The sequence below is a fragment of the Saccharothrix sp. DSM 118769 genome, from assembly GCF_052936295.1.
Map to the genome: position 1 here is coordinate 5759471 of NZ_CP193627.1, position 16827 is coordinate 5776297.

The 16827-nt window shown below is 74.7% G+C and carries 16 protein-coding genes and 1 pseudogene; 10 read left to right on the forward strand and 7 right to left on the reverse strand.

Annotated features, from left to right (window positions below; all coding sequences use genetic code 11):
- Positions 1-42: 42 nt before the first annotated feature.
- Complete coding sequence (locus ACRAKJ_RS24520; RefSeq protein ID WP_438924762.1) at positions 43-1275, forward strand: putative PEP-binding protein; 1233 nt, start codon at positions 43-45, stop codon at positions 1273-1275.
- Between the two features lie 49 nt (positions 1276-1324).
- Here the strand turns inward: ACRAKJ_RS24520 and ACRAKJ_RS24525 are convergent, their stop codons facing one another.
- Entirely contained in the window at positions 1325-1519 is a 195-nt protein-coding gene (locus tag ACRAKJ_RS24525; RefSeq protein ID WP_438924763.1) for a hypothetical protein, read from the reverse strand.
- A 69-nt stretch (positions 1520-1588) separates the two neighbouring features.
- Positions 1589-2155: a TetR/AcrR family transcriptional regulator C-terminal ligand-binding domain-containing protein gene (locus tag ACRAKJ_RS24530; RefSeq protein ID WP_438924764.1), complete on the reverse strand. Its 567-nt coding sequence runs from the start codon at positions 2153-2155 to the stop codon at positions 1589-1591.
- Between the two features lie 57 nt (positions 2156-2212).
- On the opposite strand from ACRAKJ_RS24530, the gene ACRAKJ_RS24535 reads away from it, so the two are divergent.
- The 3 genes from ACRAKJ_RS24535 (at position 2213) to ACRAKJ_RS24545 (ending at position 5355) form a co-directional block, all read left to right on the forward strand.
- Positions 2213-2899 (forward strand): NAD(P)H-binding protein, encoded by a 687-nt coding sequence (locus tag ACRAKJ_RS24535; RefSeq protein WP_438924765.1) that lies wholly within the window; start codon positions 2213-2215, stop codon positions 2897-2899.
- Positions 2896-3819, forward strand: a complete 924-nt coding sequence (locus ACRAKJ_RS24540) for an SDR family NAD(P)-dependent oxidoreductase (RefSeq protein ID WP_438924766.1) — start codon at positions 2896-2898, stop codon at positions 3817-3819. Before ACRAKJ_RS24535 ends, ACRAKJ_RS24540 begins: the two co-directional genes overlap by 4 nt.
- 111 nt (positions 3820-3930) lie before the next feature.
- Entirely contained in the window at positions 3931-5355 is a 1425-nt protein-coding gene (locus tag ACRAKJ_RS24545; RefSeq protein ID WP_438924767.1) for a WGR domain-containing protein, read from the forward strand.
- Positions 5356-5449: 94 nt separating this feature from the next.
- Here the strand turns inward: ACRAKJ_RS24545 and ACRAKJ_RS24550 are convergent, their stop codons facing one another.
- The 3 genes from ACRAKJ_RS24550 to ACRAKJ_RS24560 all read right to left on the reverse strand — a co-directional run bounded on the left by ACRAKJ_RS24550 (position 5450) and on the right by ACRAKJ_RS24560 (position 10510).
- Positions 5450-7813: an immune inhibitor A domain-containing protein gene (locus ACRAKJ_RS24550; RefSeq protein WP_438924768.1), complete on the reverse strand. Its 2364-nt coding sequence runs from the start codon at positions 7811-7813 to the stop codon at positions 5450-5452.
- A gap of 163 nt (positions 7814-7976) precedes the next feature.
- The gene (locus ACRAKJ_RS24555; RefSeq protein WP_438924769.1) at positions 7977-9404 is read right to left on the reverse strand and encodes a cellulose binding domain-containing protein; all 1428 of its coding nucleotides are present in this window, start codon (positions 9402-9404) and stop codon (positions 7977-7979) included.
- A gap of 176 nt (positions 9405-9580) precedes the next feature.
- On the reverse strand, positions 9581-10510 hold the full coding sequence (locus ACRAKJ_RS24560; RefSeq protein ID WP_438924770.1) for a carbon-nitrogen hydrolase family protein: 930 nt from the start codon (positions 10508-10510) through the stop codon (positions 9581-9583).
- 199 nt (positions 10511-10709) lie between these two features.
- On the opposite strand from ACRAKJ_RS24560, the pseudogene ACRAKJ_RS24565 reads away from it, so the two are divergent.
- Positions 10710-10772, forward strand: a pseudogene (locus ACRAKJ_RS24565) (VOC family protein); the annotation flags it as partial.
- Here the strand turns inward: ACRAKJ_RS24565 and ACRAKJ_RS24570 are convergent.
- Positions 10765-11280, reverse strand: a complete 516-nt coding sequence (locus ACRAKJ_RS24570) for an EF-hand domain-containing protein (RefSeq protein WP_438924771.1) — start codon at positions 11278-11280, stop codon at positions 10765-10767. The pseudogene ACRAKJ_RS24565 and the gene ACRAKJ_RS24570 sit on opposite strands and share 8 nt — an antisense overlap.
- 175 nt (positions 11281-11455) lie before the next feature.
- On the opposite strand from ACRAKJ_RS24570, the gene ACRAKJ_RS24575 reads away from it, so the two are divergent.
- The 4 genes from ACRAKJ_RS24575 to ACRAKJ_RS24590 are packed head-to-tail and all read left to right on the forward strand — an operon-like array spanning position 11456 to position 14475.
- The gene (locus ACRAKJ_RS24575; RefSeq protein WP_438924772.1) at positions 11456-11854 is read left to right on the forward strand and encodes a TOBE domain-containing protein; all 399 of its coding nucleotides are present in this window, start codon (positions 11456-11458) and stop codon (positions 11852-11854) included.
- A 4-nt stretch (positions 11855-11858) separates the two neighbouring features.
- Positions 11859-12623 carry a molybdate ABC transporter substrate-binding protein gene (gene modA / locus ACRAKJ_RS24580; protein WP_438924773.1) on the forward strand — a complete coding sequence of 255 codons (765 nt, stop codon included), beginning with the start codon at positions 11859-11861 and terminating at the stop codon, positions 12621-12623.
- On the forward strand, positions 12620-13429 hold the full coding sequence (modB, locus tag ACRAKJ_RS24585; RefSeq protein ID WP_438924774.1) for a molybdate ABC transporter permease subunit: 810 nt from the start codon (positions 12620-12622) through the stop codon (positions 13427-13429). Before modA ends, modB begins: the two co-directional genes overlap by 4 nt.
- Complete coding sequence (locus ACRAKJ_RS24590) at positions 13426-14475, forward strand: ATP-binding cassette domain-containing protein (RefSeq protein WP_438924775.1); 1050 nt, start codon at positions 13426-13428, stop codon at positions 14473-14475. Before modB ends, ACRAKJ_RS24590 begins: the two co-directional genes overlap by 4 nt.
- A gap of 44 nt (positions 14476-14519) precedes the next feature.
- Here ACRAKJ_RS24590 and ACRAKJ_RS24595 read toward each other — a convergent pair whose 3' ends face one another.
- On the reverse strand, positions 14520-15488 hold the full coding sequence (locus ACRAKJ_RS24595) for a carbohydrate-binding protein (protein WP_438924776.1): 969 nt from the start codon (positions 15486-15488) through the stop codon (positions 14520-14522).
- 238 nt (positions 15489-15726) lie between these two features.
- On the opposite strand from ACRAKJ_RS24595, the gene ACRAKJ_RS24600 reads away from it, so the two are divergent.
- On the forward strand, positions 15727-16770 hold the full coding sequence (locus ACRAKJ_RS24600) for a methyltransferase (RefSeq protein WP_438924777.1): 1044 nt from the start codon (positions 15727-15729) through the stop codon (positions 16768-16770).
- The last annotated feature ends 57 nt before the right edge of the window (positions 16771-16827 follow it).

Sequence of the window (16827 nt, forward strand, 5' to 3'; positions counted from 1 at the left end):
CCTCGGAGCACGAGCCGAGCGCCACCAGGTGAGAGGACTTCCGTGACCCTTCACGAGATCCCCGGGATCGTGCTGGTCGACCCGGGCACGACGAGCGCGCGCGGCACCTGCGACCGCTCCGGGCGGCCGGTCCCCGGCTCGGTCCTGGTCGTCGAGTCCCTCGGCCCCGAGCTGTACGACGCGATCGTCGCCTCCGCCGCGGTGGTCTGCGCGCGCGGCGGCCGGACGGGTCACATGCAGTCGCTGTGCCGGTCCCGGGGCATCCCCGTGCTGCGCGTCGCCCCCGAGGCGCTGGACCGGCTGACCGGCGAGGTCACCGTCCGCCTGGACCGGGCGTCGGTCGTCCTGGCCGGCACCGTGCCCGCGCCCCGGTCGCCGGAGAGCCCGGTCGGCGCCCTCGACGAGGTCGACTCGATCTGCGTGGTGATCGCCGACGCCACCGACGTGCGCTCCACGAACGCCGTCGCGCGGCGCACCGAGCGCGTGGACCGCTTCTTCATCCGCGAGGAGTTCGCCTGCCTGGCCGCCGACCTGAGCCCGATCGACGCCCTGCGCGCCGGGGTCGTGGCGGCGGAGCGCTACGGCGCGGGCATCGCCGAGCAGCTGTGCTCGATGGTGGGCGAACTGCTCCCCCACCAGGGCCTGGTGATGCGGCTGCTCGACCTGCGCTCCGACGACGCCGCCCAGATCACCACCGGCGTCGAGGTGGACGACGAGCCCAACCCCGAGATGGGCCTGCACGGCGCGCGCTGGCTGCTGGAGGAGCGCCTCTACCCCCACGCGTTCCGCGCGCTGCGCGCCCACCTGCGCCGGCACCTGGGCGCGGAGGCGGCCCGGATCAGCTTCGCGGTGCCGTTCATCAACGACCTGGCCGAGTTCCTGCGCCTGCGCCGCCACCTCGGCCTGACCGACGACACCCCGCTGGGCGTCTTCGTCGAGACCCCCGCGGCCGTGCACTCGGCGGCCGACTTCTGCGCCGCGGGCGCCAGCGAGCTGTTCATCGGCACCAAGGACCTGATCCAGTTCTACCTCGCCGCGGACCGGGGCAACCACCTGGTCGCCTCGGCCTACCAGACCCGCCACCCGGCCGTGCTCGCGGCGCTCGGCCAGGCCGTCGAGGCGGGCCGCCGCACCGGCGTGCCGGTGCACGTGTTCGCACTGGGCGCCGACGTGGACCACTACGTCCGCCACCTGCCCACCCGCAGGCTCATGATGTGCACCGCGGAACTCCAGCGCGCCGCGCACCGACTGGTCGACCCCGTGCCGACCCGCTGACCGGCCCGCCACCGGGCGTCCGCTACTGGACGTCCGTCACGGGGGTCCGTCACGGGGGTCCGCCGGCCCCCTGGTCCATGCCGCCGCGCCCCTCGGGCACGGACTCGTCGGCGCCCTCCGCGGGCGTCCCGTCGTCCGCCGTCGTGCTGTCGTGCTCGTCGCCGAAGTCGGGCTCCAGCTCGCTCTCGGCCGTGACCGGGTCGAGGTCGGCCGGTCGTGGCCGCTCGCCGGGATCGTCGCTCACGTCGGCTCCTCCCTGACGGCACCGCGGGACGACCGGGTACCCGTCGCCCGCGCCGGGAAACGGCGGCGGCTACCGGTCCGCCCACGTGCCCACGGCGTCGAGCAGGCGGGCGATCAGGTCGTCGGGCACGGGCGCGGGTTCGAGCACGCCGCGGTAGAGCAGGGGGCCGATCAGCAGGGCCGGCGCGTCGTCGAGCCCGTCCGCGCGCAGCTCGCCGGCGTCCACCGCCGCCTCCAGCGCCGCGCGCAGCCGACCGCCGACAGCCGCGGCGAGCCGGTCCCGGCGGTCGGTCACCTCCGGGTCCCACACCGCGCCGTGCAGCAGCGAGGTCGTCACGGCGAGCACGTCGGGCAGCGCCAGCTCGTCCGCCAGCACGCGGAGCTGCCGCTCCAGCCACGGCCTGACCGGCACCTCCGGGTCGAGGAAGAACGGCATCCGGACGCCCGCCATCGCGTCGGTCAGCAACTGCTCCGGGCGCGGCCAGTGGCGGTAGACGGTGGCCCGGCCCACCCCGGCGAGGGCGGCGACGCGCTGGTGGGTGACCGCCGCCGGTCCCCCGTCGCGCAGGAGTTCCCGGGCGGCGACCAGGATCGCCTCGCGGCTGCGGGTGACGCGCGGGTCCTCGGTGTCGGCCATGCCGGCATCTTATGAGACAAGTTGACTCACGAGTGCGTGCGATGCCAGACTCCAACTATGAGACAAAATGACTCACAACCTTCCCGCCTCGTCGTCCTCGGCGCCACCGGCGGCACCGGGCGGGCCGTCGTCGAGGTCGCCCTGCGCGCCGGGCACCGCGTCACCGCCGTCACCCGCCGCGCCGACGCCCTGCCGCCCGCTCCCGGGTTGACCGTCGCGGTGGTCCCCGACCTCTCTCACCCCGACCTCTCCCACCCCGGACCGGCCCACCCCCGACCGGCCCGCGGCGACCGCCTCGCCGAGGCCGTCGCGGGCCACGACGCGGTCGTCAGCGCCCTGGGCACCTCCGCGCGCGGACCGGTCACGGTGTGCACCGACGGCGTCCGCGCCGCGCTGCGCGCCATGACCGCGACCGGCGTGCGCCGCCTGGTGGTGGTCAGCGCCCACGGCGCGGCCGAGAGCCGCGACCGCTCCCCCTACTTGCTGGCGCTGTGGGCGTCGGTCGCGCACAAGATGCGCGACAAGGAGTCGATGGAGGCGCTCGTGCGGGCCTCGGACACCAACTGGACCATCGTCCGACCGCCCGCGCTGCGGGACACCCCGCCGACCGGCCGCTACCGCACCGGCACCGACCTGCGCATCCGGCTGACCACGTCCGTGTCCCGCGCCGACCTCGCCGACTTCCTGGTGCGCGAGGCCGTCACGCCCGCGCACCTCCACGCCGCGCCGCGGATCGCCGCGTGAGCGCCGCCGTCCCGGTCGACCTGCGCGGCCGCACCGCCCTCGTCACCGGCGGGACCGGCGGGATGGGCCGGGTCATCACCACCGAGCTGGCCAGGGCGGGCGCGCACGTCGTCACCACCGGTCGCGACCGGGAGCGCGGCGAGGCCCTGGCGCGGCACGTCGCGGAGGAGACCGGCGCCGACCGCGTCGAGGTCCTGACCGGCGACCTCGCCTCCCGCGCGGACGTGCGCCGGCTCGCCGCGGAGTTCGCCGCCCGCCACGACGCCCTGCACCTGCTCGTGAACAACGCGGGCGCGCACTACCGGGAGCGCAGGCTCACCTCGGACGGCGTGGAGGCGCACCTCGCGGTCAACCACCTCGCGGGCTTCACCCTCACCCACCTCCTGGCGGACCGCCTGCTCGCCGCCGGGACCGCCCGCGTGGTCAACGTCGTCTCGGCCGCCATGTCGGACGCCCGCGCCGTGCCGCTGCCCGGCCGCCCCCGCCCCGTCACGCTCGACCTCACCACCGCCACCGACGCCCGCGACCTCAACCCCGCCGACGGCTACGCCCCGTTCGCCGCCTACGCCCGCGCCAAGCTGCTAACCACGACGTGCGGGTACGAGTTCGCCGACCGGTGGCGCGACGCGGGCGTCACGGTCAACTCCGTGCACCCCGGCATCGTCAGCACCGGCCTGGTCGACGACCTCGTGCCCGCCGCCCTCGCCCCGTTCCGGTCGCTGATCCACCGCCGGCTGCTCACCCCGGAACAGGGCGCGGGGGCCGCCCTGCGCCTGGCCGTCGACCCCGCCCTCGCCGGTACCACCGGCCGCTACTACGTCCGCGACCGCGAGGCGCGCTCCCCCGACGCCTCGTACGACCCCGCCACCCGCGCCGCCGCCTGGCGGCTCAGCCTGGCGTGGGCCACCGCGACGGGCTGACCCGTTCTCGCCGGTGCCGGTTCTCGTCGGCGCCCGTTCTCGTCGGCGCCGGTTCTTGTCGGTGCCCCCCGATACCGTGCTCACAAGATCACGCGAGGGGGGAGCGAACCCATGTCCGGCACCACGTACCTGGAGTTGTCCGAGGCGGGCGGCGGCGCGCACAAGTTCTACGAGGTGCGGGTCGACGGCACCGAGGTCACCATCACCTACGGGCGCATCGGGGAGCCGGGGCAGGTCAGGAACGCGTCCTTCGGCGACCACGCCAAGGCCCTCAAGGCCGCCGAGAAGAAGATCGGCGAGAAGGTGCGCAAGGGCTACGCCCCCGCCGTCAGGGGCGTGCGCCAACGCCGGTCGGTGAGCCGGCGGCAGATCGTCAGCACCCGCTCGACCGCCCACCAGGCGCCGGTGCTGTGGCGGTTCGCCTCCGGCGCCCCGGCGTTCGGCATCTTCATCGGCGAGGACCACGCCTGGGTCGGCAACGAGAAGGGCGACGTCTACACCCTCACCCACGACGGCCGGGTCACCGGGCGGTTCGGGCTGCCCGACGCCGTCAAGTGCATCGTGGCCGACGACTTCTGGATCTACGCGGGGTGCGACGACGGCCAGGTGTACGACCTGGGCGCCAAGGTGCCGCGGGTGGCCTACGAGATCGCCGACGACGTCGACATCTACTGGCTCGACATCCACGACGGCGTGCTCGGCGTGTCCGACCGGCAGGGCCGGGTGACCGTGGTGGACCACGAGGACGAGTTCCAGTGGTCGTGCCCGGCCACCGGCGACAGCGCCTGGATGGTCCGCTGCTCGCCGGAGGGCGTCTTCCACGGCCACTCCCGGGGCGTCACCCACTACACCGGCCGCGGCCACCGGGCGTGGCACGCCGACACCGTCGGGGAGGTGCTGTTCGGCTGGCAGGAGCGCACCGAGGTGTTCGCGGGCACCAGCCGGGGCCGGGTGCACCGGTTCGCCAAGTCGGACGGCCGCGAGACCGCCGTCTACCGCTGCGACGCACCGGTGTTCTCCTGCGCCACCTCCCCCGACGGCGAGTTCGTCTTCGCGGGCGACAACCAGTCCTCGGTGTACTGCTTCGCCGCGGATGGGACCCGGCTGTGGAAGCTCGCCACCGGCTGCGGCTCCGCGTTCTCCATGCAGTACCGCGACGAGCGGCTCTACCTGGTGACCACGGACGGCTCGCTGGCCTGCCTGGACGCGAGCACGTCCGCCGTGCGCGCCGCCGAGCAGGGGGAACTGCCGCAGCGCCGGGACATCAAGGCCGGCGCCATCGACCGCGTCGAGGCGACCGCCGAGGTCGAGGTCGTCTCGCACGCCGCCCCGGGCGAGGGCGTCGTCGTCGAGTGCGTGCGGGAGGGCGGCCGGGTCAGGGTGCACGTCGTCTCCGAGGGCTACGACCGCACGTGGGGCGTGCAGTTCCCCAAGAACATCCGCGTGCCGGGGGCCCGCTACCTGGTCACCGAGGTCGTCACCTCGACCGGCGGCTCGTTCTACCGCACGCGCGGCGAGATCAAGCGCCTGCGCTGACCCCCGGACCGGGCCGTGCGGCCGGTCCGCGGGACGACGGCGCGGGTGCGCCGGGCGTGCCCCTCGCAAGGGCCACGCCCGGCACCGGGCACACCTACCGGGTGCTGAACAGCCTGACCCGCAGGGACGTGCCGGACTGCGAGAGCACGCGCAGCCCCACCCCCACCGCCGGCAGCTTCACGCCCGTGGTGGGCGTCTCCGGGTACCAGTGCTGCTTGGTGTCGTCGAACACCGGCTTCGCCGGCTGCCCGCGCACGTACGACGCCTTGCCGTTGACGTGCAGGGTGAACGAGTCGGACTTCTGCAACCCGAACGGCGCGTCGTACCCGCCGACGGTGGGCGCCCACGCCGACCCGTCGAGGTGGTAGATGGGCGCGGGGTTGGCGTCGACCGGCAGGATCAGGCCCTCACCGGGGTGCTCGCTGGTGTTGTTGTCCAGGTGGCTGGTGTCCCACAGCGACACCAGCAGGCCGTCCTGGTACGGGAAGTGCTCCACCCACCTCGGCCGGTCCGGGAAGCTGTAGCGGTACGGGCCGGTGCGGTTGTACCCGCCGTAGGACTCGTAGGTGCGGTGGGACGCGACGTAGAACTGGTCGAACGCCTTCGTCTCGGTACCGGCCGTGCTGCGGAAGCCCTTGAGCGCCCAGCCGGTCCCGGTCTCCGCGCCGTCCTCCAGCACCGGCGCGCCGTCCGCCGTGACCGCGACGGCGTCGGCGAAGAACCCCTGCAACGCCAGGCCGCCGTCCGTGCGGTAGGCGAAGCGGATCTTCGTGCTCGTGCCCGCGTAGGCGTCCAGCGGCACCCGGACGTCCACCCAGCGGTTGCCCGAGGAGCCGCTGATGGCGGGCGCGTCGCCGGAGTCGCGGAGGAACGGGCGGCCGTCGACCGTGCCGTCCAGCTGGGTCCAGCTGCCGTCCGGGTTCGCCGCCTCCACGTAGACGTAGTCGAAGTCCTCCTCGACGTCGAAGCGCGCCTTGAGGGTCAGCTCCGCGCCGGCCCTGCCGGTGAGGTCCACCGCCCGGGTCATCGTGTTGTCCAGGTCGTTGCCCCGGTCGCTCCACCACATCCGCGTCCCGGCGAACGGGTCGCCGTAGCGGAACGTCTTCGCCACGTCGGGCAGCACGACCACCAGGCCCTGCGCCTTGGCGGTGTTGTACTCGTGCGGCCCGAGGTCGACCATGCGCTCCTGGCCCGCGACCGCCACCTCGTAGTCCAGCCACCCCAGTTGCAGCTTGTCCCACGCGGACAGCTCGTTGGCCCGCGTGCCCGGCGGCTCGCCCGGCTCGCCGACCCGCGTCTGCCCCATCAGCGACCACCAGTTGACGCCGTTCGTGCCGCCGCCGCTGGTGTCGTAGTGGTCGGGCAGGCCGAGGTCGTGGCCGTACTCGTGCGCGAACACGCTGACGCCGCCGTTCTCCGGCTGCATCGTGTAGTCGCCGACCCACAGGCCCGTGTCGCCGATCGGCGCGCCGCCCAGCTTGTTGCCGGCGGGACCGGTGTTGTAGTTCTTGAACGCGTAGCCCCGGTGGCTCCAGATGGCGTCCTCGCCCTGCCACGGGTCGCGGTCGGCCTGGTCGCCGCCCGCGTGCACGACCTGGAAGTGGTCGAGGTAGCCGTCGGGCTCGTTGAACTCGCCGTCGCCGTCGTGGTCGTAGCGGTCCCACTCGTCGAACGCGGCCAGCTCGGCCCGGACCTGCTCGGTCGTGCGGCCCGCGGCCAGCTGGTCGGCGACCCACCTCGTGACCGCGTCGCGGACCAGCTCGTAGCTGTTGTCGCACACGCTGCCCGAGCACGGGTAGCCGTTGGACCGGCCGTAGCGGGCCTCGTTGTAGCGGACGCGCACCCAGTCGGTGACCGTGCCGGACACGCTGTAGCGGCCGGAGGACTGCCGGTCGTAGTAGTTCGCGACCGAGTTGGCGTCCGGCGCGGTGGAGAAGTACAGGTCCTGGAAGTGGTCCCGGTCGAAGTCCGGTTGCCAGATGGTCGTGTTGTCCACGGCCCGGTTCGGCTGCGGGATCTCGTTGTGCCGGGGGCCGTCGAACCGCTGGGGCCCCGGCGTGTTCGGCGCGGTGTCCCGGTCGGGGTAGTCCGGGTGGCGCTCGTCGCCGAACTCGGCGAGCACGACGAAGATCCTGTCGACCTTCTCCCGCTCCAGCTCGACGTACTGGTCGACCTCGGTCCGCGCGCCCACCCGGTCCTTGCGGCCGAGCTTGACGACGGTGCTGGCGCCGCGCTTCTCCGCGGTCGCCTCGCCGGTCAGCACCTTGGCCAGCGCCTCCTGCCGCAACGCCCGCCGCTTGTCCTCCAACGGGTTCGGCAGCTCGTCGGTCTGCTGCGGCACCGCCTCGGCGGCCCCGGGGGCGGTGGTCCCCGGGGCCGCCGCGGCGACGGTGGGCGCGGTCGCGGCGCCCCCGGCGATCAGCGCGGCCGCGGCCGCGCCGGCTAAGAGTCTTCGCACGAGGTCTTCCCCTCACTGGTGGGTCGAGACGTTCGTGCGGGACGTTACGTAGCCGCCCGCCCGAGCGGCACAGCCGGAAGTCGGGGGCGAACAGACCAGTGCGGTACGCCGGTCACCGGCTCGGCGGGGTCACCGGGCCGGCGGGATCACCGGCTCGGCGGGGTCACCAGGCCAGCGGCAGGCCCGCGATGAACGTGCCCAGCCGCTCGGCGATGAGCTGGTGGTCACGGGCGGACGGGTGCCAGTGGCAGCCCAGGTTGTCCAGGCCGGAGTTGTCCTGGTACCAGTACCGGACCCGGTCGTCGCCCCGGCTGTTGCGCTCGGCCACGACCTGCCGGGCGCTGTCGACGAAGGCGGTGCTGCCCTGGGTGGCGATGACCACGATGGTGGTGCCGGCGCCGTAGCGGGCGCGCAGCTTGTCCAGGAAGCCGTGGTAGGCGGCCCGGTAGTCGGCGACCAGCGCCTCGGGCGTCGCCCAGGGCTCGCCGGGGTTGAGGGCGGTGGAGAAGTCGTTGATGCCCAGGCCGACGACGACCAGCTGCGGGTTCCAGGTCGCGGGCTTGCGCCACACGTCGCCGTCCACGGCGAGCAGGGCCCGGTCGTAGTAGGTGCGGTAGCTGGTGCCGGGTTCGCCGCCGTTGTAGTTGCGCACCACGCCGCGCCCGGAGAAGGCGTTGACCTGGTAGTCCGCGCCCAGCCGGCGGGCGGTCAGCGCGCTGAACGCCACGTCGGCGTTGGTGGTGCGGTTGACCTGGTCGCCGGTGCAGTCGCGGGTGGTGGACAGGTTGCCGTAGCCGGCGGTGTGGGAGTCACCGATGAACTCGACCTGCCTGCCGCGGGCGGCGGGCTTGGCCAGGACCGCGCCGCCGGGTGCCGCGACGAGGCCGCCGAACGCGCTGGTCGCCCACGGGCTCTCGTTGCGCTTGACCAGGCGGACGGTGTGCTCGGCGTCGGTCAGGCCGGTGACCCAGTGCGTGCCGGCGGCCGGGTTCACCAGGGTGGCGGCGGTGCGGCCGTCGACCTGGACGTCGTAGTCGGCGGCGGGGTCGTCGAGGACGACGCCGATCCCGGTGCCGCGGAACCGGCCCTCGAAGTAGGTGCCGGGCCAGCTGAACCGCACGGCGTCGCCCCCGTCCTGGACCCGGCCGGGGGTGGCGACCTGGTCGAGGACGGCGGTGCCGCCGCCGGGTTGGCCGGTGCAGGCGACGCCGTTGAGGGTGAACCCCGCCGCGACGGGGTTGGCGCCGGTGGCCGAGCCGACGAAGCCGATCGAGGTGGACGCGCCGGTCGCCAGGGCGCCGTTCCAGGCCGCGCTCGCGGCCGTGACGCGGGAGCCCGCCTGGCTCCACGTGGCGCTCCAGCCCTGGACGACCCGCTGCCCGGCGTCGGGGAAGTCGAAGCCGAGCGACCAGCGGGTCACGGCGTCACCCAGGTTGGTGATCCTCACGCTCCCCTGGAACCCGCCGTGCCACTGGCTGGTCACCGCGTAGTCGACGCGGCAACCGGGTGCGGCGGACGCGGGCGGCGACAGGGCCGTGGTGCAGGCGATCACCGCCGCGCCTGCGGCGAGCATCGCGATGGGGCGCTTCATCGGGCCTCCTGGGTCTCGTGCCGGGGCGGGAACCGCCCCATTCCACCTGGGAGCGCTCCCAGGCCCCTGGAACCGTGGGAGCCGAGCACCGCGCCAGTCAACGGGACGGCCCGGGGATTCACCCGGGCGGCGGACAACGACGTCTCAGATGGGGCGCGCCGTCGGGGCAGGTCGGCTCACCGCCCGTCGAGCCTGGGCGCGTCGTCCACGCGCAGGGTGAACAGGTCGGGCCGCGAGTAGTGGCCGACGACGTCGAGGTCGAAGCGGGCGCGGGCCAGGTCGCGCAGGTCCAGCTCCGCGGTCAGCACGCCCTCGGTGCCGCGCAGCGGGCCGGCGAGGACGTCGCCGAGCGGGGACACGATGACGCTGCCGCCGTCGATCAGGACCGTGCCCGGGTCGTCGCCCTGCACGGGGCGCACGTCGGCCGGCAGGTCCGAGCGCAGCAGGTACTGGCTCGCGCCGAGCACGAAGCAGCGCCCCTCCAGCGCGACGTGCCGCATGGTGGCCTGCCAGCCGTCGCGGTCGTCCACCGTGGGCGCGCACCACAGGTCGACGCCCTTGGCGTACATCGCGGCGCGGAACAGCGGCATGTAGTTCTCCCAGCAGATCGCCGCACCGAGCCGCGCCGCGCCGGCGGTGACGACGGGCATGGTCGAGCCGTCGCCCTGGCCCCAGATCAGGCGTTCGGCGGCGGTCGGCGCGACCTTGCGGTGCAGGCCCAGGTAGCCGGTGGGGCCGAAGAACAGCGCGACGCAGTACAGCGTGGACCCGTGCCGCTCGATCGCGCCGACCACGGCGTGCACACCGAGGTCGCGGGTCAGCTCGCCCAACGCCCGCGTCTCCGGTCCCGGCGCGGTGATCGCGGAGTCGTGGTAGCGGCGGAACAGCTCGCGCCCCTCCGGCGTCCGGCTGCCGACGGTCACCCCGAAGTCCAGGCCCTTGGGGTAGCCGCCGAGGAACGCCTCCGGCAGCACGACCACGTCCGCGCCCCGACCGGCGGCCTCCCGCACCAGGTCCACGGCCTTCGCCAAGGTGGCGGGTGTGTCGAACAGGCGCGCACCGGCCTGCACGACGGCCGCCGTCACGCGGTTCTCGTCGATGCCCATGGCGTGCACGGTAGGCGGGCGGCCGGTGATCTTCGAGGTGTGCGCGCGACCGCCGCCTGCCGGGCCTGACCCACCGGCCGGGCGACGAACCGCCCGGTGACGGGCGGCCCGACGACGTCGACCGGCTCGTGCTCCGGCACCTGGCGGGCGACACGCAGCCGGCGTTCCAGCGGGTGCCCGAGCTGCCGGCGACGACCCGGACGAGCCGCTCCGCGTCTACGCCGACCCCGCCGGCCACCCGTTCTGCGTCTTCGTCACCTGACCTCGGCGAACAGGCCGCGCGCGGTCGCGGTGAACCCGGTCTGGTCGACGCGGCCGTCGCCGTCGACACCCGTCCCGGCGAACGCGGCCTCGGCGGCGCGCTCCGCGTCGACGACCCGCCCCGCCCGGTACAGCTCCACCAGTTCGCCCTGGTCGACGCGGCCGTCCCCGTCGCGGTCGGCCACGGCGAACAGCCGGTCGGAGACGACCGTCCACAGGTCCGCCACGGTCTCGGCGGACAGCCGCCGCGACCGGTGCGCCCGCTCGAACTCGTCCTTCGTCACGACCCCGTCCCGGTTGACGTCCGCGGCGCCGCAGACGTACTCCCAGACCTGCTCGTAGGCCGTCACGAGGCCGCGGACCTCGGCCGAGTCGGGGCTGCGGCCGAACCCCTCGCCGATGCAGGCGGCCTCCGCCTCGAAGTCGGTCCACCGGAGGCGCCCGCCGCCGTTCACGTCGAAGACCGCGAAAGCGCGGTCCACTTTCCCGGTCGGCACCTGTTCCGCCACGCCACGCCCCGTTCACCGGTCGGTCCCCAGCAACGGCGAAGCGTAACCGCGAGCGGGGCCGCGCAGCATCACCGGACCGGGTTGATCCCATCACCCGGAACGGTGGCGCGCCCGATCCGAGTCCACGGGCACCCGGCCACATCGGACCGGCGCCTGCGGGGATAAACTGCCGTTCGTGCCGAACCTGCGGATCAGCGAGGCAGCCGCGCTGCTGGGCGTGAGCGACGACACCGTGCGCCGGTGGATCGACCAGGGGCGGCTGGCCGCCGTGCAGCTGGACAACGGCCGCAAGGGCGTCGAGGGACGCGAGCTGGCCGCGTTCGCGCAGCGGATCTCCGAGGCCGCCGAACCCGGCACCACGGTCGCCGCGTCCGCCCGCAACCGGATGCGCGGCATCGTCACCCGCGTGGTCAAGGACGGGGTGATGGCGCAGGTCGAGATGCAGGCGGGGCCGTTCCGGGTGGTGTCGCTGATGAGCCGCGAGTCGGCCGACGAACTGGGCCTGGAGGTCGGCACGGTCGCGGTCGCCTCCATCAAGTCCACGCACGTCGTCGTCGAGATCCCGGAGGGCTGACGCCGTGCGCCGAGCGCTCACCACCCCGGCCGCGTGCGCGCTGGCCGCGGCCGTGCTGGCGGCCTGCGGCGGCGAACCCGCCGCGACCGGTCCCGGCGGGCGGATCACCGTGTTCGCCGCCTCGTCCCTGACCGAGACCTTCACGCGGCTGGGCGAGGACTTCGAGGCCGTCAACCCGGGCGCGGAGGTGGTGTTCAACTTCGCGGGCAGCTCCGCGCTGGCCCAGCAGATCGACCAGGGCGCGCCGGCCGACGTGTTCGCCGCCGCGTCCCCGGCCACCATGGAGCAGGTCCGCGAGTCCGGCGCAGTCACCGCCACGCCCACCACGTTCGCGCGCAACACGCTCCGCATCGCCGTGCCGAGGGGCAACCCCGGCGGCGTCACCGGCCTGGCCGACTTCGCCGACCCCGACGCCACGATCGCCCTGTGCGCGGAGCAGGTCCCGTGCGGCGCGGCGGCGAAGGAGGCGTTCGACGCCGCCGGCGTCACACCGCGCCCCGACACGCTGGAGCAGGACGTCAAGGCCGTGCTGACCAAGGTCCGGCTCGGCGAGGTCGACGCCGCCCTGGTCTACGCCACCGACGTGGGGGCCGCCGGCGACGAGGTCGAGGGCATCGGGTTCCCCGAGGCGGAGGAGGCGGTCAACGAGTACCCGATCGCCACGCTCGCCACGGCGCCCAACGCCGCCGGCGCCCGGGCGTTCGTCAACCACGTCCTGTCCGCGGAGGGCCGCGCGGTGCTCGCCGCGGCCGGGTTCGCCGCGCCGTGACCCGCACCCGCGCGCGGGCGGCGCGCGGCGGGCTGCCGCCGGTGCTCGTGCTGCCCGCCCTGCTGGGCCTGGCGTTCCTGCTCGTCCCCTTCGCCGGGCTGCTGCTGCGCGCGCCGTGGCGCACCCTGCCCGCCCAGCTGCTCAGCCCCGAGGTCGGCGAGGCCCTGCGGTTGTCGCTGCTGTGCGCGTCGCTGGCCACGGTGGTCTGCGTCGTGCTGGGCGTGCCGCTGGCCTGGGTGCTGGCCCGCGCCGACCTGCCCGGCCGGGGGTTCCTGCGCGCCCTGGTGACCGTGCCCCTGGTGCTGCCGCCGGTGGTGGGCGGCGTGGCGCTGCTGTTCGTGCTCGGCCGGCGCGGCGTGGTCGGCCAGCACCTCGACGCCTGGTTCGGCGTCTCGCTGCCCTTCACCACCGCGGGCGTGGTGGTGGCCGAGGCGTTCGTCGCCATGCCGTTCCTGGTCATCTCCGTGGAGGGCGCGCTGCGCGCCGCCGACCCGCGCTACGAGGAGGCCGCCGCCACCCTCGGCGCGTCGCGCCGGCACGCGTTCCGCCGCGTCACGCTGCCCTCGATCCTGCCCGGCCTGGTCGCGGGCACGGTGCTGTGCTGGGCGCGGGCGCTGGGCGAGTTCGGCGCGACCATCACCTTCGCGGGCAACTTCCCCGGCGAGACCACCACCATGCCGCTGGCCGTGTACCTGGCCCTGGAGACCGACCCGGACGCCGCGATCGCGCTCAGCGTCGTGCTGCTGCTCGTCTCGGTCGCGGTGCTCGCCTGCCTGCGCGACCGCTGGGTCAGGGGCGCCTCGTGACCCTCGATGCCCACCTGCGGGCCACCCGCGGCGCGTTCGACCTCGACCTGGACCTCACCGTCGCGCCCGGCGAGGTGGTCGCCCTGCTCGGCCCCAACGGGGCGGGCAAGTCCACCGCCCTGCGCGCCCTGGCGGGCCTGCTCCCCCTCACCGGCGGCCACCTGCGCCTCGACGGGCGCGCCTGGGACGAGCCGCCGCGCGCGTTCGTGCCGCCCGAGCACCGCACGACCGGCGTGGTGTTCCAGGACTACCTGCTGTTCGACCACCTCACCGCGCTGGAGAACGTCGCCTTCGGCCCCCGCGCCCGGGGCGCCCGCAAGGCCGACGCCCGCGCCACCGCGCTCGGCTGGCTCGACCGCGTGGGCCTCGCCGACCTCGCCCGGGCCAGGCCCCGCGCCCTGTCCGGTGGCCAGGCCCAGCGCGTCGCCCTCGCCCGGGCCCTGGCCACCGACCCCGACGTGCTCCTGCTCGACGAGCCCCTGGCCGCCCTCGACGCCGCCACCCGGCTGGTCACCCGCGCCGAGCTGGGCCGCCACCTCGACCGGTTCGCGGGCCGCACCGTCCTGGTCACCCACGACCCGGTCGACGCCATGGTGCTGGCGGACCGCCTGGTCGTCCTCGAACACGGCCGGGTCGTGCAGCGGGGCACGCCCGTCGACGTGGCCCGGCACCCCCGGACCCCCTACGTGGCCGACCTGGTCGGGCTCAACCTCTACCGGGGCACCGCCGACGGCACGGCGGTCGACCTCGTCGGCGGCGGGCGCCTCACCCTCGCCCACCCCGCGCGCGGTCAGGTGCTGGTCACCTTCGCCCCGGGCGCCGTCACCCTGCACGCCGCCCGCCCGGCGCACGACCCCGTCAACACCTGGCAGGTCACCGTCGCGGGCGTGGAGCAGCACGCGCACACCAGCCGCGCCCGCCTGGACGGCGCGCCACCGGCGCTCGCCGACGTGAGCACCGCGACCGTCGCCGAACTGCGGCTGCGCCCCGGTGACCGGCTCTGGGCCGCGGTCGAGCCGGGGGAGACCCGCGCCTACCCGGCCTGACCGGGTGGTGCGGCGCCCGGGCGGTCGGGCGCCGCACCCGGCGATCAGTGCGTGACCTGCCAGTGGCTGTTCGCCGTCTGGAGCGTGAAGGACAGGCCGTAGCAGCCGAAGTCGGTGCTGTTGACGCTGCCGGGCGGCGTGACCGACGAGTTGCTCGTGGTCAGCGCGCTCCACGTGCCGCCGACCTTGATCTGCATGTTGGCCGCGTGGTACTGGGTGCCGTAGGTCTCGGTGCAGTAGTGGCCCTGCCCCGTGGCGGCGTTGTACTCGGTGTAGACCTCGAACATGTTCCAGCCGCCGTGCGTCTCGCTCAGCTTGGCGGTGTCGGCGCTGGTGAACAGCGCGTCCCAGGACGAGGTCGTGTAGTTGTAGAGGTAGGCGGTCCACGAGTTGGTCACCGCGTTGGTCTGCACGTCGAGCACCGTGTAGGCGGGCAGGCCCTGGAACGGCGTGGTGTACGTGCTGGTGAAGCCGGAGTTGATCCAGGCGACCGCGGCGAAGCCGGGCGAGGCGGCGCACCAGTCCCACGCGCCGACGCCGTTGCCGCCCTGCCAGTAGAACGTGGTCACCTCGATGCAGGACTTCCCGCTCGGGACCAGCGTCGGGGCGTACACCACGTCGGGGTTGCCCGCCGGGATGCTGATGCCCGGGTTGACGGTGTGGGTGGCCTGCGCCCCGTCGGACGAGACGTTCGGGAACGCGCCCCAGACGACGTGCAGCGAACCGCTCCACGGCGTGATGGTCGAGGCGTCGGCGCCACCGCTCGGCACGAGGGCCCGGGACTCGCCGCGCTGGAGCACCTTCTCGCTGACCACCGGACCGGCCGCGGCCCGCGCGGCGTCACCGCGCAGCGCGGGCACGGCCCGGCCGCTGACCGGCGAGTCCGGCGACGGGGCCGCGACGACCGGTTCGTCCACTGTGGACGCGGAGGCGGGGTGGACCGGCGCGAGCAGCGCGCCGGCGGCGAGCAGCGCGACGGCTGCCCGGCGCAACAGGGGTGTTGCGGACGACATGGCCACGGTTTCCCTCTCATAAGGAGAACTGGCTCACCGCAGCAAGAAGCACGCGAGTGACGCACGTAAGTGCCCCCCAGGACACTGCGGTAACCGAAGCCTGCCGGGCCACCCGTGACCGCGGCTAGAGGTCAATCGGCCGCTTGTGACGGGCCGCCGCGGCACCGCGTCCGTACATGAGGGTGAACCTGGGGCACACCCCTCGCCATCACGGCGCGTGATCAATACGGTACTCCGGGTGGCGACCACCGAGCACTCCCCCGACCCCGCCGCACGCCCCGCGGAGAGCGACCCCCGCTTCGCCCTGATGGACCTCGCGCTGAGCTACCTGGTCCCCGCCGCGCTGCGCGCCGTCACGGCGCTGGGCGTGGCCGACCACCTGGCCGCGGGCCCGCTGCCCGTCGCCGACCTGGCCCGCGCGGCCGGCACCCACCCGCTCAACCTGCACCGGGCGTTGCGGCTGCTGGCCGCGCACGGGATCTTCACCGAGGACGACGCAGGCCGGTTCGCGCTCACCCCGGCGGCGGAGCTGCTGCGCACCGACGTGCCGGACTCGTTCGCCCCGGCCGTCCTGATGATCACCGACACGACGTTCTGGCGGCCCGCGGGCGAGCTGGAGGAGGCCGTGCGCACCGGCACGTCGGCGTTCGACCGGCTGTTCGGGGTGCCGTTCTTCGAGCACTTCGCCCGGGACCCCGCCACCGCCGCCGTCTTCCACGACGGCATGGCCTCGATGTCCGACCCGGAGAACCCCCTGGTGGCGCGGGCCTGCGACTTCCCGCCGGGCGCGGTGGTGGTCGACGTGGGCGGCGGCCACGGCGGACTGCTGCGAGCGGTGCTGCACGAGCACCCCACCGTGCGCGGCGTGCTGTTCGACCAGCCGCACGTGCTGGCGGGCCACCGGCTGACCGCCCTCGGCGCGGACCACCGCTGGGACCTGGCCGCGGGCGACTTCTTCACCGGGGCCCCGCCCGGCGACGCCTACCTGCTCAAGCGGGTCCTGCACGACTGGGACGACGAGCAGTGCGTCCGCATCCTCCGGCAGTGCCGGCGGGCGATGTCCGACGACGGCCGCGTCCTGGTGGTCGACGCGGTGGTCCCGCCCGGCAACGACCCCGACCCGGGCAAGGTCATCGACCTGCTCATGATGAGCGCGCTCACCGGGCGCGAACGCACCCGGGCCGACTTCGACGCCCTGTTCGCCCGCGCGGGCCTCCGCCTGACCCGCGTGCTGCCGACCGACACCAGGCTGTCGATCGTCGAGGGCGTGGCCGCGCCCTGAACCGCCCGTCCCCTGGCCCGACCACCGCGGGAGCGGCCGGCCCGCCGCCCGCGAACA

What these genes read in the sequence shown, in the direction of transcription:
- ACRAKJ_RS24530 (WP_438924764.1), bottom strand. Translation starts at nt 2,155, where the DNA reads ATGGCCGACACCGAGGACCCGCGCGTCACCCGCAGCCGCGAGGCGATC.
- ACRAKJ_RS24535 (WP_438924765.1), top strand. Translation starts at nt 2,213, where the DNA reads ATGAGACAAAATGACTCACAACCTTCCCGCCTCGTCGTCCTCGGCGCC.
- ACRAKJ_RS24545 (WP_438924767.1), top strand. Translation starts at nt 3,931, where the DNA reads ATGTCCGGCACCACGTACCTGGAGTTGTCCGAGGCGGGCGGCGGCGCG.
- ACRAKJ_RS24555 (WP_438924769.1), bottom strand. Translation starts at nt 9,404, where the DNA reads ATGAAGCGCCCCATCGCGATGCTCGCCGCAGGCGCGGCGGTGATCGCC.
- ACRAKJ_RS24560 (WP_438924770.1), bottom strand. Translation starts at nt 10,510, where the DNA reads ATGGGCATCGACGAGAACCGCGTGACGGCGGCCGTCGTGCAGGCCGGT.
- ACRAKJ_RS24595 (WP_438924776.1), bottom strand. Translation starts at nt 15,488, where the DNA reads ATGTCGTCCGCAACACCCCTGTTGCGCCGGGCAGCCGTCGCGCTGCTC.